A 21294-nucleotide genomic window follows, 5' to 3' on the forward strand; every position below is an offset into this window, starting at 1 on the left:
CGGGTCAGTGCCCCAACCAGGCTTGAGAGTTATTGAATCCGACGGCAGTCAGCCAACCGCCCAACAGAACCGGTATCGACCAGTAATGGAACTCCCGCCACAAGCCCGGCTGACGAGCCAGGCGGAGGGCGATCAGGTTTGCGAGGGAACCAATGGCGAGGCCGAAGCCGCCCACGGACACGCCCCAGGCCAATTCTTTCCAGTGGTCGGTGAACGACGCCAGGAAGATGGCAGCAGGCACGTTGGACATCGCCTGTGAGGTGAGAACGGCTGCGGTCAACGTCTGCCCGGGCAACTGCAGAAGGTGACTGGCGAAGTCCTGAATAATCGGCAGCCTGGCCAGCAGGTTCATATCGATGAACATCAGCGCAAAGACCAGAAGGAGCAACCAGTCCACACCCAACAGCAGGCTGCGCCGGTACACCAGAAAGAACACCAGCAGCCCGGCGGCGGCCGGCGCTGCATAGCCCAGATCAGTCAGCATCAGAAACGGCACGTACAGCATCAGTGAGACGCGGAACAGCCCGTGCGCTACAGCCGATTCCGCGGCAACATCGGACACAGAAATTCGCGTGCCGGGAAATGCCACGGGCACTAGCAGGACCAATAGTAAAGTGAGCAACAGCGCCAGGGGCGCCATCATCAGCGTGAACTCGAGAAAACCCGCCCCGGACACCTGCCAAAGAAAAAGGTTCTGCGGATTGCCAATGGGGCTGAGTGCCGAGCCGGCGTTCACGGCCAGCGCCTCGAAGATCACCAGGCGCCCCAGAGGAATATCCGCCACCCGGCGAAGGCTCAGGGTCAGTGGCACCACGATGAACAGGGCCACATCGTTTGTGATGACGGCGGCAAGGCAGGCAGAAAACAGTATCAGCGTTACCGCCAGCAACCGTTCACCCTTCACGCGCTGCAGCAGCCAATGCCCGGCACGGCCGAGATAGCCACTCTCCTCCAGCCCCCGGCTCAGCATCATCAGCCCGGCCAACGCGCCCACCGTTTTCCAGTCGACAAGCCGGTGCAGGGCCCCGGCCGATTCGGAGGAAAACCACCACAGCGGTGCCAATGCCACCAGCAGCACAATCAGTAACCGGTCCTCACTGACCCGGGTCAGCAGGTGACGGAACATACCCTCAGTGATGTCCTCCCGGCCCATGGGCATGGCCGTGAGCGATCTCGTCCGCTTCGGCGTCGCGTACCTCAATGATCTCGATATCAAAGGTCAGCGTTCGGCCCGCCATGGGATGATTGGTGTCCACGTCGGCAAACTTGTGGCCCACCTTGGCCACCACTACGTGGCGACGCCCCTGCTCGGTCTGCACCTGGGCAATCATGCCCGGCTTCCAGCGCCTGGCGCCCATCAGGTGTTTGATAGGCACGCGCTGGATGGCATTTTCCTTGCGCGGACCATAGGCCTTCTCTGGCGTTACAGTCACACTGAAGGTATCGCCCGCCTCGCGGCCTTCGAGGGCTTCTTCCAGCCCTTTGATAATGCCTCCGTGGCCGTGCAAATAGGCGTTGGGGTGACCGCCGTGGGAGTCTTCAACAACGTTGCCCTGTTCATCGCGTACGCTGTAATGGAACAGGACAACCTGGTTCTTTTCGATGGGCATAATGGACTCCGCTTAAATTCACGATTCGCCATTATAACCCGCGTTTACATTGACTCCAGCGCCACATGGCCCACGTTGACCCCCTGAGACAGCTTTTACAGATCGGCTTAAGAGACGGGCTAGGGAAGCCCCATCGGAACGAGGACGCAAAGGGGCAACAGGAAAAGGAGTAGCGAAATAATCCTCATCCACTTCACATTTTTCTTCCACCAAGCCACCCAGAGCCCAATGGAGCCGGCAATGACCAGGCCAGGTGGCAAGATGGTGAGAAGAAACGCTGGCCACGATGGGTTTGGAGGTGCGAGCACCAGCGGTGCGAAGGCGAGGATGAGCAGCCAAAGCGGGGTGAAGGCAACGACCCAAAGTTGCACCAGGACCAATTGCCAGGCTCTCACTGCTCCAGCTCCGAGAATCGACAGCGTTGCATCCATTGCGTAAGGTCCGCCAGCAGCGTCTCAATGCGGTTATCGCTCGATCCGATGTGGTCTCGAATGGCGGGCAGATCTCTGGGGTGGATACCCTCTATGAGGAAAGGCGCCACGGGTAACTGGATGTTCACGGTATGAATGGCCTCGCCAACCAAGAGGTTACCTTTGAGCCATAATTCGGCGTCCGGCCCCTGTCCTTGTCGGTACACCTCAAGCGCATTCACGCCCATGTACTCCGTCCCCTCTTCGAACCACGGCACCAGCAACAAGCCAGTTACCAATCGGCCCTCCTCGATCTCAGGTTCTGCGACAAAGAATTGCCAGGACATTCCACGGCTGAAGCCGTCGTGTAACACTCTCTCGACTGGTTGAATGCGCCTACCGCTACTGATTCGAATAAGCGCCCCAGAGGGATATTCAAACCTTACGAAACGGGACGGGAGCGTGATGTCACTGACAATCCTGTTGTTTCGCCAATCTCCCGGAGACCGCTGTGAGAGTGGTATCGATTCGGAACGGGTATGGCGCTCCGTATCCACGATGAGCGGTGTCCGCTCCAGCCCTGCGATCGGAAGGGTGATCGGACATGAAAAATGCCCGAGCGGATGCGAGTACTCGCCGGCCTGAACCGTTCCCAAGGTTGATGGGGGACTGCCCATCATCGTGCAGCCTGCCACAGTAGCCAACAGAGTCAGCGGCATAAGGCCGACAACACGAGGCAGACGTGGGGCCACGGGTCCTCAGCCCTTCCAGATGCCCAGCATCGCACCCGTGCCAAGAACCAGGGTGCCGCCCACTTCCCCAACAATCAGCAGAACCATGAACAGCCCAGTCATCCAGGGTGGGAGGAGCCGCTCGCCCAGGCGATGAGGGCGACGAAGCTGGTTGTCAGTATCCTGGAGCAGGCCGTGCAACACGTACGTGCCAATAGCAAACGCGAAAAACACCAGAGCAGCGAGGGCTGCGGCGGCATTAATCCACGCTGCCAGAACACTGTGTGCGCTGAACGCGGCTAACAAAAGTGCTGCAAAACTATAGAGCAGTGAACTGCGATGAGCGATGTCGACATACACTGGCGAGGAAGCATCCTCGCTCCGGGCCATGTGTCTGTACTTCCAGATACCGGTGAGTAGCCCGGTCATGAAAAACAAAAAAGCCGCTGAAAGGCAAATCTTTTCAGCCAGAGACATACGTTTGCTCCTTGGTTATAGTTGTAAAGCTGAATTATGCCCCAGGAGCCGGCGGCAGAACTTGTACGTTTGGGCTGTTCAATGACTCAAGAAAAAGAAATCTGGCTTGCGGGTGACCGGGCACTTTTCCTGGGCGAGCTGCCTCCCGCACGACTGCACGCCCATGCCGCGCCTGTTCTGCTGATTGGCCTGAGCGGGCCCATCACGCTCAGGTTCCCGGATGGCCGGAGTGAAACCTGCCACAGCGCCCTGGTTGATGCAGATGTCGAGCACGAAATGGACAGCGGAGGCGAATACATGGCCTCGCTTTATCTGGAACCGGACGCGCCGGAAACCCGGCTTCTGAAAGCCGGATGGCTGAATGAACGACCAGTGGTGTTTGACCCGATCCAGCCCTTCAAGCGCTCCCGTTCCCTGACGCGGACACTGCAATCCTTCGATCTGGCAAGGCTCCTTCCCCCCTCCGCCCTCGGCCGACGGACTGACCTGGACAGGCGCATCGCCCACAGCCTCAACTACCTGCGCAACCTTGGCGACCTGCCCTCCGACCGTGCCGACCTGGCCGACCGAGTGCGCCTGTCGGAATCACGATTTAATCACCTGTTCAGGGCCGAGGTGGGCATCAGCTTTCGCCGCTACCGCAGCTGGTCGCGCCTGCGCTCAACTCTCTATCATGTGGCGAAAAAACAATCCCTCACCCAAGCCGCTCTGAGCGCGGGCATGCATGATTCAGCCCACCTGAGCCGGATGTTCAGGAATATGATTGGCCTGGCACCAACGCAGGTGCTTCGCGACCTGCAGGGTTTGCATGTTTTGAAATGACCCGCCCACCGGCAGGCTTCAGTGGTCAACAAAAACCTGAAGCCTGCCGGTGGGCGAGCGTATGGTTCGTCTCAATGCCTGGCCAGGTGCTCAAACACCGCCGCAAAGTCCTCCCGGCCGAGGCCGGCGCTGTTCGCCTGCCCATACACGGATTTGGCCAGGCTCGCCAGGAACAGCGGCTGCTTCTGCTCATAGGCTGTCACATCCAGCAGTTGCAGGTCTTTGAGCATCAATTCCAGCGGAAACTGGGTGTCGTAGTTGCCGTCCTTGATCAGTTGGGCCTTGGCCTTCAGGAAGGGGGCGGTAACCGGCAGGTTCGGCAACGTGTCCATCAGGAACTCCCGGCTGAAGCCCAGCTTCTCACCCAGCAGGGCGGTTTCGGAGTAGACCAGCATGGTCTGCGCCAGCAGCGCATTCACGAGCATCTTGAAGGCGCTGCCCTGGCCTGCGGCACCCACGTGGAGGATTTTCTGGCCCATGTGTTCAAGCAATGGCCGCACCTGCTCCACGTCGTAGGCTTTGCCGCCCAGGAGAAAGGTCAACTCCCCCGTTTCCGCCGGCTTCTTGGTGCCTGCCACGGGCGCATCCAGGAATCGCAGACCCCGGGCCCGGGCCCGTTCGTCGCACTCTCGCGTGTAGGAGGGGTTTACGGTGGAACAGTTCACCCACAACGCGCCCTGCTCCATCGCTTCCACAAACCCGCTCTCGCCAAACGCCACCGATTCCACAACATCGGGCGAGCTGAGCATGGTGAACACAACATCGGCCCCGGCCACAGCGGCGCGCGCGGAATCCGCAGGCCTGGCGCCCGCCTTCTGCAATTCCGACACGGCCTCGGGCGAGCGGTTGAATACCTTCAACTCGTTGCCCTCGCTCTTCAGGAGATTCCGGGCCATACGGCTGCCCATGATGCCAAGACCGATAAACGCTACGTTCATACCATCCTCCCGTTCCGTGTTCGGTGAGTGTAGTTCAGGTTCCGGGGCCCTACATCTCATTCGCTTTGCGGTAGGCGCCCCGATAGTCAAAGATCCGCTCCTGCACCTGCCAGTAATGTTTCTGCCTTCGGGCAATCACGAAATCCGGGGCCGGCAACCCGGCCTGAACCGCCAGCACGTCCTCTACCGTGTTGAAGGTTCTCGGGGCCTGGCTATTGGCGAACCGGCGACCGAAAAGCCGATTGAACACCGCCCGCTGCCCGGCCCTACCCAGATCAAACCACTCGCTGAGCTCTTCGCCATCCTCACCGTGATAGGTCAGGTTCAACCTCCGCCCTTCAGCAACTACCGACAGGCCGCCACAGCGGATCACCATGGCGTCCTTGAGCTTAAGGGCGTCCCTCAGCTGATCGTCCGGATCCAGGATGGCTTTCTGGCATTGGCCGCAGTTACGGGCGGCAATATCGTTTTCGGCGCCACAATGCGGGCACTCCTTGAAGCGGAACCGGAAGGCGCACTGCTGCGGGCGATTGGCCTGCCCGCCACTTTCGGCACTTTCGCCACTCTCCGCCGGCTCCAGCAAACCCTGGCATCGGCGCCCGTAATGTTCAATCACCTGGCCGTCAGCGTCGGTCTTGCCCCAGAAGATGTTGGCAAACCCGCAGTCCGGGCAGAACACCTGCACCGGCTCGCTGTCGGGATTGGGTTTCGGCTCGCCTACCTCCGGGTGGTGCAGGTTCATGTCGTTGCCGGCGTAATCAATCACCAGACAATCGCGTTTGCCCTCGCTCAGCCTCAGCCCGCGCCCGACAATCTGCTGGTACAGGCTGACCGACTGCGTGGGCCTCAGAATAGCAATGAAGTCCACATGGGGTGCATCGAAGCCCGTGGTGAGCACGGACACATTCACCAGGAATTTCAGCTGCCGCTGCTTGAAACGCTGGATCAGCGAATCCCGGTCATTCAGGTCGGTGGCGCCGGTGATCAGGGCGGTTTCGGGTTCCGGCAGGTATCCCGTGATCTCCCGGGCGTGCTCCACCGTGGCCGCGAAAATCATCACGCCCTGGCGCTCGGCCGCCAGCTCGCTGACCTGCTCGATGATGGCGCGAGTCACCCGTTTGTGTTTGCTGAGCAGCCGGTTCACGTCCTTCTCGGTGTATTCACCAAAGCGGTCCGGCACGAGGGTAGAGAAGTCGTAGTGGGCCACCGCCGCGTTGACCAGCTCGGGCTTGGTGAGATACCCGCGATTGATCATGTAGCTCAGTGGCAGTTCGTAAATGCAGTGCTGGAAGGGCTTGGTCTGCTCTTCGATGCCGCGCACAAGGCCCCGGTAGTGGTAGCGATAGATCCAGCCCATGGCGAGGCGATAGGGCGTGGCGGTCAGCCCCAGCACCTTGAGGGACTCGTTCTGCTGGCGCAGCAATTCTATGATCCGATGGTACTGGCTGGTGTCCTCACCGCTCACCCGGTGGCACTCATCGATGATCACCAAGGAATACTCATCCCGGAATTCCTCCAGGTTGGCCGAGACCGACTGAACGCTGGCGAAGGTCACCTGATGATGGTTTTCCTTGCGTTTGAGCCCAGCGGAGAAAATGCCACCTCGAAGGCCATAGCTCTCGTATTTGGCGTGGTTCTGCTCCACCAGCTCTTTCACGTGAGTGAGCACCAGAATCTTGCGACGGGCAAGGCGGGCCAGCTCGGCAATCACCAGGCTCTTGCCGGCGCCGGTGGGCAGCACAATAACCGCCGATTCATCGGAGTGGCGGAAATGGTTCAGCGTGGCGTCAACGGCTTCTTGCTGGTAGGGACGCAGTTGGAAAGTTGGATTCATTTCGGCAGCGAACGGACGCTCCAGGAAGTATGTGTGCGACGAGGATAAGCCCCCACTCTGCTCAAAGCCAACTCGAGCGGGGCTCTGGAAATCGCCCGCCCCCTCAAAATGTCCGCGAAAATAGATCAACCCGGGAGCAGGGCTGGGCGATGCCCTGGTCCCGACCAGCAGTTACATGGCGTCTTTATCGCCGCCGGACATGCTGTCCTTTTTCATCGTTTTTTTGTCCATATCTCCGTTCGTCATGGTGTCCTTCATGTCATCGGCCGCCATGCCGTCTTTTTTCATCCCCTCCTGCATGGTGCCGGATTTCATGGCGTCCTTATGCATGCCGTCATCTTTCATGTCCTCCTGCATCATTTTCTCGTCCATTCCCATGCTGTCTTTGTCGGTGTCTGCTGCCTGGGCCGGCGTCATGATGATCAGAGTGGTACCAAGGGCAAGCAGTGTGGCTGTCAGGGTTTTCATTGTGCATTCTCCTTATTGGAAACAATCGCTGTTTGGCGCCGCCCGGCCGACGCACTGCTGGCCTTTGGCGTCAGAATGCAGAATAAACAGGCCTGCTCACGGGGCTGTCACGCCGGGGTAAAGAGTCGATAAACGAAATGTCACAAAACCCTTAAGAGCAGTGGGAATGCATACGTCCCGATTTCCCGATACAGTGGACTCGGATTATCTTCGGACCATCCTTCCGGACTACGCTTCCAAACTATGAGCAAGATCATCGATTTTCGCAGCGACACGGTCACCCGTCCCACCCCTGAGATGCGCGAGGCCATGGCCAGCGCCGAGGTGGGAGACGACGTCTATGGGGATGACCCCACTATAAACAGCCTCCAGGCGTACGCAGCCGAACGGTTGGGATTTGAATCGGCACTGTTTACTGCCACCGGCACCCAGGCCAACCTGCTGGCGATCATGAGCCACTGTGGCCGCGGCGATGAATATCTTTGCGGCCAGTCGGCACACAACTACCGGTACGAAGGCGGCGGCGCCGCTGTGCTTGGCAGCGTTCAACCGCAGCCTATCGAGAACGAGCCGGACGGCAGCATCAGCCTGGTGAAAGCCAAAGCCGCCATCAAGCCCGACGATTTCCATTTTGCGCCCACCCGGATGCTCTCACTGGAAAACACCATCGGAGGGAGGGTGTTGTCCCTGGACTACCAGCGCCAGGCACGCGCCTTTTGCAACGATCATGGTTTGCTGCTGCACCTCGATGGCGCCCGGGTATTCAATGCTGCGGTAAAATCCGAGTGCGACGTTACCGAGATCACCCGATACTACGATTCGGTCAGCGTCTGCCTATCGAAAGGCTTGGGCGCGCCGGTCGGGTCGTTGCTGCTCGGTTCCAAAGCGTTTATCGAGCGGGCGACGCGGCTGCGTAAAATGCTGGGTGGGGGCATGCGACAGGCGGGCATACTGGCCGCTGCCGGGCGAATCGCCCTGGAGAAAGGCCCACAGCGGCTGGCTGAAGATCACGAGAACGCCGAACACCTCAGCGCCGGCCTGGCCGACATTCCTCAGCTGGAGATCAACCCCGCCAGCACCCAGACCAACATCGTCTATGCCCGCTGCCGGTCCGGCAAAGCCGCTGGCCTGAGAGACTTCCTTCACACCCAGGGCATCCTGATTACCGCCGGAGACCCTATTCGCCTGGTGACGCACAGGGATGTAAACCGACAGGATGTCGACCAGTTGCTGGAGGCTATCCGGCGGTTTTATCAGCTCTGAGAGGGCCCCATGGCAAAACCAGAACGGATCTATCTCGCGGGCCCGGAGGTCTTCTTCCCGCCGGACGAACACAAGTCCATCGTGGCCGAGAAGAAGCGCCTGCTGCAGGAATACGGCCTGGAAGGCGTAGACCCTTTGGACATCGAACTGGCGTTCTCAGACAACGAAGCGAAATTCAGACGCGGCCACCGCATTTACCGGGCGAACCGGAACCTGATGGACAGCTGCGACGCCATCATCGCCAACCTTACCCCGTTCCGGGGCATCAGCGCAGACCCCGGCACGGTGTTCGAAGTCGGCTACATCATCGGGCAAGGCAAGCGCGCTTTCGGGTTTACGCTGGACAGCAGCTATTACAGAGAACGGGCAGGCAACACCCCTGAGGACGGTTTGGGCCACACCATCGAAGACTTCGAGATGCGCGACAACCTGATGATTGAAGGCGGCATCTACAGCTCCGGTGGTCAGTTGTTCGTGGCTGATCAACCAGGCGAGCACCGGTTTTTCTCGGCGGAGCTATTCCGCCGGTGTGCGAAGGCGCTGGCCGGGGCCTGAGGCAGCTAGTGCTTCGCTTTGCTCACCACGTTTGCCGCAGGCGCCTTATCCGGTTCGCCGGCAAGAATACGATCCGCATCCAGGGAGGCAATCGGCACACGGGTGTCTCTCGGCACGTCACCACTCAGCTGTAACTCGAGATAGCGGAGCGCGCACACTCGCAGGAACGAGGTGAAATTGCCGAGATCGTGCCCGGCATCAATCGACTCATGGTAAAGCCGGGTAATCATTTGTGGCAGGTTCATTCCATCGCGCTCCGCCAGTTCGGCGAGCACCTGCCAGAAGGCGTTCTCCATGCGGACACTGGTGACCATGCCATCAATACGCAGGGAGTGGGTGCGACTAACCCAGAGCTCCGGATCGGCGTTGATAAAGAGCTTGCACATAGCGGCCTCCCCGCGGGTTATCAGGGCGCTGAGGGGCCGGCGGACCGGCCCCCGCTGGTGTTACTGATCCAGTAACTTGAAGAACTGCGCCAACCAGGCCGGGTGCGCTGGCCACGCGGGCGCTGTTACCAGATTAGCATCGGTGACCGCCTGATCAACTTCAATGCTGGCAAAGGTGCCGCCGGCCAGTTCCACCTCCGGCTGACACGCCGGATAGGCAGAGCACTTGCGGCCCTCCAGCACACCGGCTGCTGCCAACAACTGGGCGCCATGGCAGATGGCCGCCACTGGCTTGTTGGTCTCGAAGAAATGGCGAACCAGCTTTTGTACATCCTTGTTCAACCGCAGATATTCCGGGGCTCGACCGCCAGGCACCACCAGGGCATCGTACCTGGCAGGGTCCAGGCCCTCGAAATCTGCGTTCAGGGCAAAGCGATGGCCGGGCTTTTCGCTGTAGGTCTGGTCGCCCTCGAAATCGTGAATGGCCGTGGCCACCGTATCGCCCGCTTTCTTGTCCGGGCACACGGCATGCACCGTGTGGCCCACCGCCTGCAGCGCCTGCAATGGCACCATGGTTTCGTAGTCTTCGGTGAAATCACCGGTGATCATCAGAATCTTCTTCCCGCTCATTGCTGTTTGCGAGCTCATGGCTGTTTCCTCCTTGTGTTTGTTTTGCCGGGTCAGGAAACAGTAGCAGTGGCCGGTGGCAGGCGGGTATTAAAGGATTACTACAGGATCGGGCAAATCAAAGTCAGGTCGACCAGTTGTATCAACCAGCTTGGCGGCAAGGGGCTGATTCAAAGCAACTTAGTTGGGGCCGGACTTCCTGCGCGCGTACAGATTCCTTTTCAGCGCCAGCAGATCCGCATCATGGGCTATTTCGTTCTCGACCAGGTCAGCGAATCGGCGCAGCAGGGACCGGTGCTCGTCGTCGAAATACCTGGGGTAATAATCCAGCACACAGAGCGTGCCAAGCGGATACCCGGAAGGCCCGCGAACCACAGCGCCGGCGTAAAAACGAACTTTGGGGTCCTCAGTGACCAACGGATTATTCGCAAAACGCGGATCATCCAGTGCGTTGGGAACAACCATCAGAGAGTTTTCGAGGATGGCATGACCGCAGAAGGAAATATCCCGGGAGCACTGCTTCAGATTCCAACCCAGTCTGGATTTGAACCATTGCCGATCGCGGTCCACGAGGGTGATCAATACGATGGGGAATCCGAACACATCCGCCACCAGGCTCGTGTACCGGTCGAACCGCAATTCGGAGGCCGTATCCAGAAGCTCCAGGTCGTGTAATACCGCCAGACGCTCCTCTTCATGCTCTGTGACGGCTGGTGCTATATATCCGTTGTCACTCATGGCCGCTCCCTCGAAGCTATCCGCTCCCTTCAGTATATAAGAGCAGGCGACCTCTGCCAGCGACCCCCCTTAATTCGGGAAGGTTATCGAGAAGCCCGTGCCTTGAGACTCTCAGGCCGGAGCAGCGCCGTACCCAGCACCAGCGCAAACGCAGTCAGCACAAACAGCTTATTCACAAACCAGTTGGTGCGCCAGATGGACCACTCCGGATCGGAGAGGAACCAGACGAAAAGCGTGGTGATAATCAGGATCTCAACCACCGACATGCCAATGGCCAGCACGCGCGTATACCGGGGCCTGGCCAATAGCGCCCAGGCCAGCCAGAGATGGGCAGCTGGCCACAGGTCCCAATAAATGTAGGTTGTCCATGCCTCATCGTGCGCCCAGGCAAAGCCGATCGGGAACAGATACTTGATAAAGATCGTCCAGGCCACGAGGACCACGAACAGGTTCGAGAGAAAGCGGATCCACGGGCTACGAACTGCGTCAGTGTGCGAGTTCATATTGAGTCTACAGATACCGCCCACCGGCCCCGATAATGACCACAATCAGCCCGAGAATCAGATTGGTGCCTACCAGCTTGCGAATCTTCGCCACCTGACGCCCGCCTTCCTGCGGATCCTGATTGGCAACCGCCTGCTTCAGCCGGCGGAACGGGGCAAAATACACGTGAAAGAAAAGCAGCATCATCACAATGCCCAGCCCCTGCATCGCATGAATATGCCAGCCCGCGCCGGCCATACCGCCAAATACGCCGAACACCATCCAGTACCCGGTTACCAGCAACAGAATCACGGCTGCCCAGACCCACCGGAAAAACCGGGAAAGCGTGGCACACCAAAGCGCACCTCTCTGAGAAGCATCAATCACCTCAACCACGGCCGGGCGCATGGCCATGTACGCGAAAAACATACCGCCAACCCAGACCACGGCGGACAGAACGTGCAGTGCGATAGCTAGGCCCATAAGGCAACTCCCTGGAAACTGTGTGTTCGATCAGATTTGATATTTACGATGGCAACCCCGATGCCTGCCAGGCCGAAGGCCCTCCCCTCAAACAGGCAGTTCAATGATTTCACCCACAACCCCGTCGTCGCTCACCTGCAACCGCCCTACCGTGATCGGCAGCGTAAATCGCCTTGGACCGGCGCCGCCTGGATTGAAGTAAAGCACATCGCCAATCCACTCATTGCGGGGCTTATGGGAATGGCCAGCGATGACCACGCGGTACCGGTCCTGCGGATCAAAATCGAGGGTTTTGACATCGTGGAGCATGTAGAACGCATTGCCCAGATATTCCAGCTCCCGAACATCCGGAAGCGTCGACGCACGGCCGGTTTTGTCGATGTTGCCCCGAATCGCGACCAACGGTGCGATCGCCTCCAGCGCTTCCAGAACCTCATCCCGGCCGACGTCACCGGCATGAAGGATGACATCCGAGCCTTCCAAAACTTCCAGGGCTTCGGGACGCATCTTGCTGTGAGTGTCTGCGATTACGCCGATTTGCACGCACACGCTCCTTCCATCACTTCAATGAATTCCGACAAAATCCGAAGAACATAGTAACCGTAACCAGGCCCCAAACGAAAAGCGGCAGGGCTGCAGTTGAGGCGTACCGGGCATTCCATCCTCACCTTTTGAACAAGTCTTGCGCGGACCACCCCCTTGCATTAACTGCTACCATTCATCCAACCCACAGAGACAAGGACCTCTCAAGACCATGAACAACAACTACAAAATTGCCCTGCTGATCGACTGCGACAACGTCAGCCACCAGTCCATCGAAGGCGTGCTCCAGGAGCTGGCCAAGTACGGGGCCGTCAACGTGCGCCACGCCCACGGCAACTGGAATGGCCCGCAGCTGGGCGGCTGGATTGAAAAGCTGCACGCCAACGCCATTCGCCCGGTGCAGCAATTTGCCTACACCGCCGGCAAGAACGCCACCGACGCCTCCATGATCATCGATGCCATGGACCTGCTCTACAGCGGCAACGTTAACGCTTTCGCACTGATGACCAGTGATTCCGACTTCACGCCGCTGGTGATGCGCATACTGGAAGCGGGGCTGCCGGTATTCGGCTTTGGTGAGCGTAAAACCCCCATGCCCTTCGTGAACGCCTGTTCCCAGTTCATCTACACGGAGAACCTTCGGGAAGAAAGTGAAGAGGGGGAAAACAACGAAAGCGGCAGCCCTGCCAAACCAAAACCAACCGCCAAGCGAACGCGCAAGGAGCTTCGAGGCGATGCGCTACTGGTCCGGACACTGCGCACAGCCGTGGAGCAAACGGCCGATGACGACGGTTGGGCGCATCTGGGGGCGGTGGGCACCTACATATCCAACAACAGCTCCTTCTCCCCCGTTAACTACGGGTACAAGAAACTGAGTGATCTCATTCGGGCCAGCGAGCTCTTCGAGATGAACGTTCGGGACAAAAACACACTCTACATCAAGAGCCCGGAGAAATAGGCCGGCGCTTCGAGCGACCGGCGTTCCGATCGGATCAAGTCCCGGCAGCCTGCTCAACAGCCGCGTCTATTTTCTCGATAGCTTTCCGGAGCGTCTTTTCGGATTGTGCGTGTTTGCCCGCCTTATGAAACGACTCGCCTTTGGCACGGAGTTTCTCAACCTCGGCCCGGGTGCTTGCATCCAGATCGGCGGACTCCATCTGAGAGTCAACCTGTTTCATCAGAACAGGGCACTGGCCACTGAGCGCCGGTGCAGAAAACAGCAGGGTTGCGAGTAAAACAGAAAGAAAGCGCATGGTGGTTCTCCTTGTATCCATCCGTCCTTAAAAAGCATAGTCGATGCGGATGGAAAGCGGTACGTGAAGTAGCTCCGTCCCACCTACTCCGGGTTGGCTCATTTCGACGGCATTTCCTTGATGTAAACGTCGTGCTGCTGGAACGGAATGGTGATGCCTTCCTGCTTGAACCGGCGCCAGATCTCCAGGTTGATGTCGGAGCTTACATTACCAAAACCGGCGGAGGGATCTGCCACCCAGACCCGGGCCTCCAGACGAATGCCGTTGTCGCCAAACTCCCGTAACTGGCACACCGGCGCCGGCGCTGAGATCACCCTGGGGTGCTCCGAGGCGATCTCCAGAATGATGTCCATGGCACGCTCCACATCATCCCTGTAGCTTATGGACACCGGGATTTTGAGCCGCACGTTGGGATCTGAAAACGACCAGTTAATCACCTCACTGGTGATCAGGTTTTCATTGGGAATGAGCGTCTCCACGCCGTCGCGGTTGCGCACCACCACGTAGCGGGCATGCATGGCGACCACCCAGCCGAACTTCTCGCCGATGCTGACCACATCACCGGGACGAATCGAGCGGTCGAACACCAGAATAAAGCCGCTGATAAAATTGCTGGCGATCCGTTGCAGGCCGAAGCCCAGACCAACACCCAAAGCGCCGCCGAACACTGCCAGGCCGGTCAGATCAATGCCGACCAGGTTAAGAACCGACAGCCCAGCAACGATCATCAACACCAGCTTGCTGACTTTCGAGAAACCGACGGCCGCGCCGGGGCTCAGACTTGGCGACCGGGACAACCGACGGTCGATCATGCCCGAGAGCCAGATGGCAACCACCAACACGAGGCCAGTCAGCAGGAGCAACTTGATAACCGCCAGCAGGGATATGCGCAGTTCACCCACGGAGAAGGCGAGGCCGTCCATGGCCGCCAGCACTGCGGGCAGCAAGCCGACGAGGTGCAGGCCCACCACAAACCAGATCAGGATACTGATGGCAGTTTCCGAAGCCTCGACCAGAGGGCCGCTACGCAAGCCCATGCGCAACATGTACACCAGGATGCGAATCAGCGCGAAGGAGATCAGCAGCGGGATAGCGAGATCCAGCGCCCAGTGGCCCAGACTTAACGCGGCTAACAACGCGCGCCCCAGCAGAACCACCAGCAGCATCGACACCGGAAAAGCGAGGTGGCGGATGGTGCGCTTGGTGACGTGTCGAACGCCCCGGGAGTCCACCGAGGTCAGTCGGGCAATTAGGCGATGCGCATAGAGCGCCGCCAATCCCGCAAACACCAGCACAACAACCTGCGGGATAACCTCCTCCGGGCGTATCCCCTGCATGGCCTCCAGCAATTGCTGCCAGCTCTCCCCCATCGACAACTCCCGGTTAACGAGCATTCCTTGAGTGGCTCTGCCTTTCAGCACTCAGCCTACCCTCAGTATAGGAGGCTAGAAACAAGTCTGTTTCGGGGTTGCACTAACGGCCGAAATCAACAGCGGTCAAATCCGCCACAAAAAACGGAAAGTACTGCTCGGTCTCGAAGTGGTTGCCCGCCTCCACGTGGGTTGGCAGGCGGAAACCGTCGAAGGTACGGAATTCGGAGAGATAGCCCCCAAAAGACTGCAGCCGATGCTGTTTCTCGGGATTGGCGTTACTCCAGCGCTGAAAACGCACCAGTAGCGGTTGGCCATCGGCCGACACCGAGAGATCCACCGACTGTGAAAGGTCACCATGGTCCACGGTCACCCGCGCCTGATCAGCTCCCAACGCCTCCCAGGTAACACCCGGGTCCGGCAGCAGCGCCGCCGGCGACCAGAAGACGGACTCAGCCACATAGCGGCCGAACGCTGAACGGGTATGGTCCGCATCGCCACCGAAGCGGGCAATCGGCAGCAGCCCCATCAGCCAGAACCGTGTCCACCGCTGGCTGTCGGAACCAGACAGCCGCAACAGCCCCCGCCGCGCGCGCATCTTCCAGACAAATCCGGACGGCATAGCCAGCACCTGGGTGGCCTCGAAATCCAGATAATTCGGGTTCTCCCGGTTCCCCATACCAAAGCGCCCAACCATGCGGAGACGGGCGACCGTACGAAGCGGCGTGCCGGGCTGAATGGTGTACAGAAAATAGCGCCGTGCCGGTTCCGGCAGGTCAGTGATCATCTCAGGGGTAAAGACTGGCGGGCTCGCAGGCTGTGTGCCTTCAAGCTTGCGCATGGCCTCGTGGTCTGCCCGGTGATCGAGAAGCCGCCAGGCCGCCAGCCCCAGCAGAATCACCACAAACAACCCAAGCACAAGGGCCATCGTACTCACTGGATAACCTCCTCAATCGGCCTTCGCAGCACGGAGGCCGCTGCGAAGTTTATGATTCAGATCAGCTCTGAACCCTCAAAGAAACAACCGAACTGACCAAAAAATAGATCTGTCCCCGTTTTTCCCCTAGTCTGTCCTCACTCGTACAATAATTCACCAACTATTAACATCATCCTTTCATGAATGAACATCAAATCCGCTGGGATGACCTTCAAATCGTCGCGGCCGTTGCAGAGGCGGGCACGCTCTCTGGCGCAGGAAGAAAGCTGGGACTCAGCCATGCCACCGTTTTTCGGAGGCTCAACAGCATGGAAGAACGCCTGGGCGTAGAACTGTTTGAACGCTCACGCAGCGGTTATTCACCGAGCCCGGCCGGCGAAGACCTGTTTGCTGTTGCGCAGAGGATGAGCCGGGACATCACGGATGTGGAACGTCGGCTTGCCGGACAGGATCTCAAGCTTTCAGGGTCGATCCGGGTGACCACCACAGACACTCTGTTTACAGGGCTGCTGGCGCCAATGTTTCAACAGTTTCGCAAGAACTACCCGGATATCTCGCTGGAAGTCGTGATTTCGAATCAGCTTCACAGCCTGAGTAAGCGGGAGGCTGACATTGCCATACGTCCCACTTCAACACCCCCTGAAACCCTGATCGGCAGAAAGGCTGGCGTCATTCAGCAGGCCGTATATGGGGCCGCCAACCGGTGGAGTGAGTCGCGCCTTGCCGTCAGCGAACTGCGTGGCCATCACTGGGTTGGCCCCGACATTCATATGGGCAACGGCAAGCTGGAAGCCTGGATGGCTCAGCAGGAGGTGAGCAATGCCTGCACGTATCGAATCGACAGCATGCTTGGCATGTGGACAGCGGTGAAAACAGGCTCAGGCATCGCGATCCTGCCCTGTTATCTGGGCGAGTCCGATGACGACCTGGTACGCCTGACGCCACCGGTTGAAGACCTGGCCATTCCGCTCTGGATACTGACCCATCCCGACCTGAAACGGGTAAAACGCATCCGCGAGTTTACCCGAGTGATAGGCGATGCCCTGAGGCTCAATCTCAACGCGAACTAACTTGTTCGCATGTGCAATTCTGGCTTGCGTGTTTGGGCGTTCCCTGTGCCCAGAAGTACAGCTTAAAGTGTCTTAAAGCCACTGCAACCAGAAAGCCATAAGGATCATCCTATGTATTACACATCGCTGCCGGAGTTAAAAAAGATCGAAAGGCGCAACCAGGCCGCTCGCCGGGATGCTTTCATTCGGCTTTTCAGAGCCTTGGGAAAAGGAAAAGGCTTCAGGAAATCTCCGAGGAAATCCAGGACACAAATGCTCTGACCTTTTCGGTTCTGAACTTGGCCTCTGGGGCAACCAGGTAGTAGTGATACTCCGCGGGCATCGAGAAATTGATCGGCCGGATCAAGAGCCCGGCTTCCAGCATATCGGCGACCAGGGTGTAGCGAACCAAGGAAATGCCACGTCCGGCAAGAACCGCTTCTACCTGGGCAGATGCCTCATTCACGGCGAGTTTGATAGCCGTGTCGGGAATATCAATACCAAGGGCTTTCTGAAACTCGGTCCATGAGCCCTGCATATCAATGGATTCATCAACGAGCCAGGGCAAGGCTGCGAGGTCAGAAATCTCGATTTTGCGGTCCCCAACAAGCGCCTCGTGGCAAACCACAACAAGGGATTCTTCCATGAATAGCCGGGACTCCAGCCCGGGATAATTTCCCTTCCCGAAACGAACGGCCAGATCAACACCATCACCTTGAAAGTCCACCAGGCTGAAGCTGGGCATGATACTGAGCTTTACATGAGGGTACTTGTCCTGAAACCGACTGATTCTGGGCATCAACCAACGGTTTGCAAAAGAGGGCAACGTCGACACTTTCAGATTTGTCGGGTCTGAATTCGGCGCAAACGTGGCAATTCCCCGTTCAATCTCCTGAAAGCCCGTTTCAATGAATCCCGACAGACGGCTTCCTTCAGGGGTCAGTTTCACCTCTCGAGTCAGTCTCACGAACAGCTTCATTCCAAGAAACTCTTCCAGCCCCCGAATATGTGAGCTGACCGCCGCATTGGAGATGTTCAGCGCCTCAGCCGCAGCTTTAAAGCTGAGATCTCTGGCTGCGTACCGGAAAGCCTGTAGAGCCCTGAGGGGAGGAAGCACCTGCATACCCACAACCTACGGTTAACTTTAAATTAAGTATTTGCCAGTTTAACCCGTTTGTCCGGCCGCAGTCCAAACGAAACAATAAGCCTGAACTTTACAGTAAAGGAGAACCACAATGTCAGCCGCTTCCTCCTCTGCTCAGGCAGCCAGATACGTTCACAACAGTAAAGCCGTTAAAAACAGTCTGATCCATAGAATCAGCAGATGGCATGTGAACTGGAGAACTCGCCGACAACTTGCCCGCCTGCCTGACTTCATGCTGCGAGACATCGGCATCTCAAGAGTCGATGCCGAACAGGAAGCCCGGAAGCCTTTCTGGACTGAGTAACACCAACATCGCTGTCGATGTGGGCACTGGAATTTTAAAAGGCGTTACTCAGAAAAAGGAGCGGACAAGGTCACGTGCTCGCCGTCGTGCTCATTGGCATAAACATGAACGCGATTCACCAGGTGGGCAGAGGTACGGGCCTCCTGCAACTCCTGAAGCGCCCGACTCATGTACAGGAAAGACACCGCCGCGAGGTAGTCCTTGGTGAACCCCAACAAACCACTGTCCGGGCAGTGGCTGTCTTCGAAGCCGGATAACTCATCTTCGTCAATGACCGACCAGAGTTCCGAGTAATCGAACTCCCCAGTCAGGGTGATCAGGTGATCTCCGAACGCACCGGAATCGAGATAATCGGATCCGTCCATGAGTGCATAGTCCCCGCCCCCGAAGCAGGCCATCACCGCCTTCTGACTCCACAAATCGTGTTCAATGAAGACGGCTTCTACACGGTCGCCGTCCTGGGAGCTCGCAAGCTCATCAAACATCGTGTCTAACTGAGACCGGTAACTGGCGACCAGTGCCCGTTTATCGTAGGTACCGACGAACCGGATAATGTCATCGATTCGCTCCCGCAGGGCGGGACTGTCGAATTCTCCCGCGAGATCCAGGAGGTTGGTTTTCGCGATGCCTATGTTCCGAGAGAGCGGATCCAGCGATTCCGAGCGCCATTGACTGAGCCATTTCCTGATCACAAGTCTGTCCTCTAACACGTATCAACTGAGCTTAGTCAGGCGTTGATTGTGAATCCACCAGCAAACAGCTATAAAGACCTCGCCAAATCAAAACCCAACTGCTGGCGCAAACTCATTGCCTCGGGCGCCACAAGCAACCACCCCAAAACGCCGAGCGAAGGAACGCCCAACCCGCATAACCGAGAAACGCCTGAAAAATAGTTCTGCCTATATCGCCGTTCCCACAAGCATGCTAAAAGACTCCTCCCGGCAGCAGCTCGGGCATTTTCCCATCAGGATTTCAGCATGTCAGACAAATTTTTCTACAAGGGCAGGCAGGACGCCCGCCAGCACCACACCGCCTATGGCGGATTTCAGACCAAAGCCAGCCAGAAGAGCGGCAGTAAGAAATACCCGCTCACGCTGGTAGTGACCAACGAGGCGCGCAAGCAGGAGATTGAGGCTCAGGTGGCCGAGGCGAAGCTGCACGCGACGATTACGGTTGATACCGGCGAGGGCGCTGTTGAATCCATCAACGAGCTCACCGCTATCCTGAACAAAGGTGGGACAGTGACAACGGTGAAGCCACCCTCCCGAAACGACGCCTGCAGCTGCGGTAGTGGACTCAAATTCAAGAAGTGCTGCGGCTAACTAGCGCCCTAGAGTAGAGGGTGGTTTCTCGATAGCCGCAGCAGAACGAGGCCAGCGTAATCACGCTGGCCCGTCGCAATTCAGCAGTTACCCTTCTTCGCCTGCCCCGGCGGGCAGAAATGGCCGCGGGACTTCCGGTACGAGCGGTGATCGTCATGGTCGTAGCGGCGACGATCATGGTCCCGATAGTAGTCTCTATCGTGATCCCGTGTGGTAATGGCGGTTCCCGTTGCCGCACCGACGGCACCACCGAGGATAGCACCATCCCGGCCACCTACCTCATTGCCAATGGCAGCTCCAATCGCGCCACCGATACCGCCACCCAGGGCTGCGTCGGCGGTGTCATCGGCCACAGCACCCAGTGAGGTGGCACTCAACGTCAAAAAAACCAGCAGTGATTTGATGTTCATAGACATAACTCCCATGGTTCAGGTTATCTGACCAGCTCCGTGGGACAGGCAGGAAACCACGGTATCCATCGCCCCATCCGCCACTTGTCAGATTTGCCATCACTTCGAGAGTACCAAACGTGCGAGTAACACCACCCGTTACGATAACGTTATATTTCAACAGGTTACGGAAAGTTAAGGAATGCGTTCAGTGCGGCAGAGTCACGCGTTTCCCGTCATTCATCCCGTCGAACTCTTCTGCGAGATCCCGGAGGCTGGCTTTGGCGGTGCCGGCAAAATGCACTTCACTCACGCCAACTGAGAAATCTCCGCCCCAGCAGGAATCTGAGACGGCTGCTCGGGCTCACGCCCCCTGAGCATGTTGGACAGCCGACGCTCCCGAACCTTGTGGACTGAAGGGTCGAGCCGCAACACCTTCAGCGGCAAACGATCCCCTTCGCGAAGTTTATCGAACAGATCGGCCTTGTTCAGATAATACGCCCCGCTGTGGTTGCGCCCGTTGAACTGATAGTCAAATTCAACGAGCAGATGACAGCTGTAATACTCGCCTTTCAACCTGTTGTTGTGGTCAAAAACCTGATTTAACTGGCACTCCGCCTCTTTCCGAGTCAGAACGCCATCCACTTCCATGCCGTACTTTCTCAACAGGGCCAGGCCGTAGTAATAACCGATGCTTGAGTGGGCGCTTACAAAAGAATAGACAAACAGAGCGAGGCCAATCAGTGCAAAGAATCCACCGAATAACATGGCCCCCCATTCACCAAAGCCAAGAAAGAAAACCCCGCCTCCGGCAGATGCGAATATCAGCCCCATGCTCAGGAGCAAGAAAAAGGAGCCGGCATGATCCTTTACCGCTGACCAGAGCAGCGGCCAGTCTGTTGTGCGTTTCCTTCGCATTTTAGATTCCTTGTGACGGCTGGCCTAACAGTGAACCAGCAAAAATGGATCTCGATAAGAAATCCGGAAAAAGCTCTGTCCCGGTTTTTGAACAATTTCCCCTTTGGTGTGCCAGCCGGAGAAGGGGCTGGTTACAATCGAAAGCGACTCGAACTGAATCCTGTATGCTCGCCAAGATACCTAAAATGGGTATATTTTTACCCGATTTGGGTTTCAACACTCAGACTGGATTTTACTAGC

General features: G+C 58.0%; 27 protein-coding genes. 7 read left to right on the plus strand and 20 right to left on the minus strand.

Annotation, left to right across the window (positions count from 1 at the left end; all coding sequences use genetic code 11):
- Positions 1 to 4: 4 nt before the first annotated feature.
- The 4 genes from BM344_RS06380 to BM344_RS06400 form a co-directional block, all read right to left on the minus strand.
- Positions 5 to 1159, minus strand: a complete 1155-nt coding sequence (locus tag BM344_RS06380) for an SLC13 family permease (protein WP_228143560.1) — start codon at positions 1157 to 1159, stop codon at positions 5 to 7.
- Positions 1131 to 1610, minus strand: a complete 480-nt coding sequence (locus tag BM344_RS06385) for an FKBP-type peptidyl-prolyl cis-trans isomerase (protein WP_091987340.1) — start codon at positions 1608 to 1610, stop codon at positions 1131 to 1133. The genes BM344_RS06380 and BM344_RS06385 overlap by 29 nt, the downstream gene beginning before the upstream one ends.
- Positions 1611 to 2001: 391 nt before the next feature.
- Positions 2002 to 2319 carry a hypothetical protein gene (locus tag BM344_RS06395; protein WP_139229629.1) on the minus strand — a complete coding sequence of 106 codons (318 nt, stop codon included), beginning with the start codon at positions 2317 to 2319 and terminating at the stop codon, positions 2002 to 2004.
- A 459-nt stretch (positions 2320 to 2778) separates the two neighbouring features.
- On the minus strand, positions 2779 to 3228 hold the full coding sequence (locus BM344_RS06400; RefSeq protein WP_091987346.1) for a hypothetical protein: 450 nt from the start codon (positions 3226 to 3228) through the stop codon (positions 2779 to 2781).
- Between the two features lie 81 nt (positions 3229 to 3309).
- Between BM344_RS06400 and BM344_RS06405 the strand changes: the two genes are divergently transcribed.
- Positions 3310 to 4050 carry an AraC family transcriptional regulator gene (locus BM344_RS06405; protein WP_167363221.1) on the plus strand — a complete coding sequence of 247 codons (741 nt, stop codon included), beginning with the start codon at positions 3310 to 3312 and terminating at the stop codon, positions 4048 to 4050.
- Positions 4051 to 4121: 71 nt separating this feature from the next.
- Here the strand turns inward: BM344_RS06405 and BM344_RS06410 are convergent, their stop codons facing one another.
- From BM344_RS06410 to BM344_RS06420, 3 genes are all read right to left on the minus strand, one after another.
- Positions 4122 to 4988, minus strand: a complete 867-nt coding sequence (locus tag BM344_RS06410; RefSeq protein ID WP_091987351.1) for an NAD(P)-dependent oxidoreductase — start codon at positions 4986 to 4988, stop codon at positions 4122 to 4124.
- Positions 4989 to 5037: 49 nt separating this feature from the next.
- Positions 5038 to 6822 (minus strand): DEAD/DEAH box helicase, encoded by a 1785-nt coding sequence (locus BM344_RS06415; RefSeq protein ID WP_091987353.1) that lies wholly within the window; start codon positions 6820 to 6822, stop codon positions 5038 to 5040.
- 171 nt (positions 6823 to 6993) lie between these two features.
- On the minus strand, positions 6994 to 7290 hold the full coding sequence (locus tag BM344_RS06420; protein WP_091987356.1) for a hypothetical protein: 297 nt from the start codon (positions 7288 to 7290) through the stop codon (positions 6994 to 6996).
- A 243-nt stretch (positions 7291 to 7533) separates the two neighbouring features.
- On the opposite strand from BM344_RS06420, the gene ltaE reads away from it, so the two are divergent.
- Both ltaE and BM344_RS06430 read left to right on the plus strand, forming a co-directional pair.
- On the plus strand, positions 7534 to 8553 hold the full coding sequence (gene ltaE, locus BM344_RS06425; RefSeq protein ID WP_228143562.1) for a low-specificity L-threonine aldolase: 1020 nt from the start codon (positions 7534 to 7536) through the stop codon (positions 8551 to 8553).
- Between the two features lie 9 nt (positions 8554 to 8562).
- Positions 8563 to 9108 carry a nucleoside 2-deoxyribosyltransferase gene (locus BM344_RS06430; protein WP_091987358.1) on the plus strand — a complete coding sequence of 182 codons (546 nt, stop codon included), beginning with the start codon at positions 8563 to 8565 and terminating at the stop codon, positions 9106 to 9108.
- A 5-nt stretch (positions 9109 to 9113) separates the two neighbouring features.
- Here the strand turns inward: BM344_RS06430 and BM344_RS06435 are convergent, their stop codons facing one another.
- The 6 genes from BM344_RS06435 to BM344_RS06460 form a co-directional block, all read right to left on the minus strand.
- A complete protein-coding gene (locus BM344_RS06435; protein WP_091987361.1) occupies positions 9114 to 9494 on the minus strand; it encodes a ribbon-helix-helix domain-containing protein in 381 nt (126 codons plus the stop codon).
- Positions 9495 to 9554: 60 nt separating this feature from the next.
- Entirely contained in the window at positions 9555 to 10124 is a 570-nt protein-coding gene (locus BM344_RS06440) for a DJ-1/PfpI family protein (protein ID WP_091987363.1), read from the minus strand.
- A 177-nt stretch (positions 10125 to 10301) separates the two neighbouring features.
- The gene (locus tag BM344_RS06445; RefSeq protein ID WP_091987366.1) at positions 10302 to 10859 is read right to left on the minus strand and encodes a GAF domain-containing protein; all 558 of its coding nucleotides are present in this window, start codon (positions 10857 to 10859) and stop codon (positions 10302 to 10304) included.
- An 83-nt stretch (positions 10860 to 10942) separates the two neighbouring features.
- Entirely contained in the window at positions 10943 to 11362 is a 420-nt protein-coding gene (locus tag BM344_RS06450) for a hypothetical protein (protein ID WP_091987368.1), read from the minus strand.
- Positions 11363 to 11369: 7 nt separating this feature from the next.
- On the minus strand, positions 11370 to 11825 hold the full coding sequence (locus BM344_RS06455; RefSeq protein ID WP_091987371.1) for a CopD family protein: 456 nt from the start codon (positions 11823 to 11825) through the stop codon (positions 11370 to 11372).
- Between the two features lie 87 nt (positions 11826 to 11912).
- Complete coding sequence (locus BM344_RS06460; protein WP_091987372.1) at positions 11913 to 12368, minus strand: metallophosphoesterase family protein; 456 nt, start codon at positions 12366 to 12368, stop codon at positions 11913 to 11915.
- A 211-nt stretch (positions 12369 to 12579) separates the two neighbouring features.
- Between BM344_RS06460 and BM344_RS06465 the strand changes: the two genes are divergently transcribed.
- Positions 12580 to 13326, plus strand: coding sequence for an NYN domain-containing protein (locus BM344_RS06465; RefSeq protein WP_091987375.1), 747 nt, complete (start codon positions 12580 to 12582; stop codon positions 13324 to 13326).
- Between the two features lie 34 nt (positions 13327 to 13360).
- Here BM344_RS06465 and BM344_RS06470 read toward each other — a convergent pair whose 3' ends face one another.
- The 3 genes from BM344_RS06470 to BM344_RS06480 form a co-directional block, all read right to left on the minus strand.
- Positions 13361 to 13621, minus strand: coding sequence for a hypothetical protein (locus tag BM344_RS06470; protein ID WP_091987377.1), 261 nt, complete (start codon positions 13619 to 13621; stop codon positions 13361 to 13363).
- 98 nt (positions 13622 to 13719) lie between these two features.
- On the minus strand, positions 13720 to 15015 hold the full coding sequence (locus tag BM344_RS06475; protein ID WP_091987380.1) for a mechanosensitive ion channel family protein: 1296 nt from the start codon (positions 15013 to 15015) through the stop codon (positions 13720 to 13722).
- A 79-nt stretch (positions 15016 to 15094) separates the two neighbouring features.
- Positions 15095 to 15919 (minus strand): DUF6544 family protein, encoded by an 825-nt coding sequence (locus tag BM344_RS06480; protein WP_091987382.1) that lies wholly within the window; start codon positions 15917 to 15919, stop codon positions 15095 to 15097.
- Positions 15920 to 16107: 188 nt separating this feature from the next.
- Between BM344_RS06480 and BM344_RS06485 the strand changes: the two genes are divergently transcribed.
- On the plus strand, positions 16108 to 16998 hold the full coding sequence (locus BM344_RS06485; RefSeq protein WP_091987385.1) for a LysR family transcriptional regulator: 891 nt from the start codon (positions 16108 to 16110) through the stop codon (positions 16996 to 16998).
- Between the two features lie 220 nt (positions 16999 to 17218).
- Here BM344_RS06485 and BM344_RS06490 read toward each other — a convergent pair whose 3' ends face one another.
- Positions 17219 to 18100: a LysR substrate-binding domain-containing protein gene (locus BM344_RS06490; RefSeq protein WP_091987387.1), complete on the minus strand. Its 882-nt coding sequence runs from the start codon at positions 18098 to 18100 to the stop codon at positions 17219 to 17221.
- Between the two features lie 112 nt (positions 18101 to 18212).
- Between BM344_RS06490 and BM344_RS17665 the strand changes: the two genes are divergently transcribed.
- Positions 18213 to 18425 (plus strand): DUF1127 domain-containing protein, encoded by a 213-nt coding sequence (locus BM344_RS17665; protein ID WP_091987390.1) that lies wholly within the window; start codon positions 18213 to 18215, stop codon positions 18423 to 18425.
- Between the two features lie 44 nt (positions 18426 to 18469).
- Here the strand turns inward: BM344_RS17665 and BM344_RS06500 are convergent, their stop codons facing one another.
- The gene (locus BM344_RS06500; protein ID WP_091987391.1) at positions 18470 to 19117 is read right to left on the minus strand and encodes a hypothetical protein; all 648 of its coding nucleotides are present in this window, start codon (positions 19115 to 19117) and stop codon (positions 18470 to 18472) included.
- A gap of 285 nt (positions 19118 to 19402) precedes the next feature.
- Between BM344_RS06500 and BM344_RS06505 the strand changes: the two genes are divergently transcribed.
- Positions 19403 to 19747: a PBPRA1643 family SWIM/SEC-C metal-binding motif protein gene (locus BM344_RS06505; protein WP_091987394.1), complete on the plus strand. Its 345-nt coding sequence runs from the start codon at positions 19403 to 19405 to the stop codon at positions 19745 to 19747.
- A gap of 80 nt (positions 19748 to 19827) precedes the next feature.
- On the opposite strand, the gene BM344_RS06510 is transcribed toward BM344_RS06505, so the two are convergent.
- Complete coding sequence (locus tag BM344_RS06510) at positions 19828 to 20157, minus strand: hypothetical protein (RefSeq protein ID WP_091990860.1); 330 nt, start codon at positions 20155 to 20157, stop codon at positions 19828 to 19830.
- 288 nt (positions 20158 to 20445) lie between these two features.
- Positions 20446 to 21054: a DUF3592 domain-containing protein gene (locus BM344_RS06515; RefSeq protein WP_091987397.1), complete on the minus strand. Its 609-nt coding sequence runs from the start codon at positions 21052 to 21054 to the stop codon at positions 20446 to 20448.
- Positions 21055 to 21294: the final 240 nt, after the last annotated feature.

Source organism: Marinobacter gudaonensis, assembly GCF_900115175.1.
GTDB classification, from domain to species: Bacteria; Pseudomonadota; Gammaproteobacteria; order Pseudomonadales; family Oleiphilaceae; genus Marinobacter; species Marinobacter gudaonensis.

Excerpts from the sequence above, each read along its gene's own strand:
- BM344_RS06510 (WP_091990860.1), bottom strand. The coding sequence starts at position 20,157 with ATGAACATCAAATCACTGCTGGTTTTTTTGACGTTGAGTGCCACCTCA.
- BM344_RS06410 (WP_091987351.1), bottom strand. The coding sequence starts at position 4,988 with ATGAACGTAGCGTTTATCGGTCTTGGCATCATGGGCAGCCGTATGGCC.
- BM344_RS06435 (WP_091987361.1), bottom strand. The coding sequence starts at position 9,494 with ATGTGCAAGCTCTTTATCAACGCCGATCCGGAGCTCTGGGTTAGTCGC.
- BM344_RS06400 (WP_091987346.1), bottom strand. The coding sequence starts at position 3,228 with ATGTCTCTGGCTGAAAAGATTTGCCTTTCAGCGGCTTTTTTGTTTTTC.
- BM344_RS06385 (WP_091987340.1), bottom strand. The coding sequence starts at position 1,610 with ATGCCCATCGAAAAGAACCAGGTTGTCCTGTTCCATTACAGCGTACGC.
- BM344_RS06515 (WP_091987397.1), bottom strand. The coding sequence starts at position 21,054 with ATGCGAAGGAAACGCACAACAGACTGGCCGCTGCTCTGGTCAGCGGTA.
- BM344_RS06465 (WP_091987375.1), top strand. The coding sequence starts at position 12,580 with ATGAACAACAACTACAAAATTGCCCTGCTGATCGACTGCGACAACGTC.
- BM344_RS06445 (WP_091987366.1), bottom strand. The coding sequence starts at position 10,859 with ATGAGTGACAACGGATATATAGCACCAGCCGTCACAGAGCATGAAGAG.
- ltaE (WP_228143562.1), top strand. The coding sequence starts at position 7,534 with ATGAGCAAGATCATCGATTTTCGCAGCGACACGGTCACCCGTCCCACC.
- BM344_RS06405 (WP_167363221.1), top strand. The coding sequence starts at position 3,310 with ATGACTCAAGAAAAAGAAATCTGGCTTGCGGGTGACCGGGCACTTTTC.
- BM344_RS17665 (WP_091987390.1), top strand. The coding sequence starts at position 18,213 with ATGTCAGCCGCTTCCTCCTCTGCTCAGGCAGCCAGATACGTTCACAAC.
- BM344_RS06485 (WP_091987385.1), top strand. The coding sequence starts at position 16,108 with ATGAATGAACATCAAATCCGCTGGGATGACCTTCAAATCGTCGCGGCC.
- BM344_RS06480 (WP_091987382.1), bottom strand. The coding sequence starts at position 15,919 with ATGGCCCTTGTGCTTGGGTTGTTTGTGGTGATTCTGCTGGGGCTGGCG.
- BM344_RS06470 (WP_091987377.1), bottom strand. The coding sequence starts at position 13,621 with ATGCGCTTTCTTTCTGTTTTACTCGCAACCCTGCTGTTTTCTGCACCG.
- BM344_RS06415 (WP_091987353.1), bottom strand. The coding sequence starts at position 6,822 with ATGAATCCAACTTTCCAACTGCGTCCCTACCAGCAAGAAGCCGTTGAC.
- BM344_RS06420 (WP_091987356.1), bottom strand. The coding sequence starts at position 7,290 with ATGAAAACCCTGACAGCCACACTGCTTGCCCTTGGTACCACTCTGATC.
- BM344_RS06430 (WP_091987358.1), top strand. The coding sequence starts at position 8,563 with ATGGCAAAACCAGAACGGATCTATCTCGCGGGCCCGGAGGTCTTCTTC.
- BM344_RS06450 (WP_091987368.1), bottom strand. The coding sequence starts at position 11,362 with ATGAACTCGCACACTGACGCAGTTCGTAGCCCGTGGATCCGCTTTCTC.
- BM344_RS06505 (WP_091987394.1), top strand. The coding sequence starts at position 19,403 with ATGTCAGACAAATTTTTCTACAAGGGCAGGCAGGACGCCCGCCAGCAC.
- BM344_RS06490 (WP_091987387.1), bottom strand. The coding sequence starts at position 18,100 with ATGCAGGTGCTTCCTCCCCTCAGGGCTCTACAGGCTTTCCGGTACGCA.
- BM344_RS06380 (WP_228143560.1), bottom strand. The coding sequence starts at position 1,159 with ATGCCCATGGGCCGGGAGGACATCACTGAGGGTATGTTCCGTCACCTG.
- BM344_RS06440 (WP_091987363.1), bottom strand. The coding sequence starts at position 10,124 with ATGAGCGGGAAGAAGATTCTGATGATCACCGGTGATTTCACCGAAGAC.
- BM344_RS06475 (WP_091987380.1), bottom strand. The coding sequence starts at position 15,015 with ATGCTCGTTAACCGGGAGTTGTCGATGGGGGAGAGCTGGCAGCAATTG.
- BM344_RS06455 (WP_091987371.1), bottom strand. The coding sequence starts at position 11,825 with ATGGGCCTAGCTATCGCACTGCACGTTCTGTCCGCCGTGGTCTGGGTT.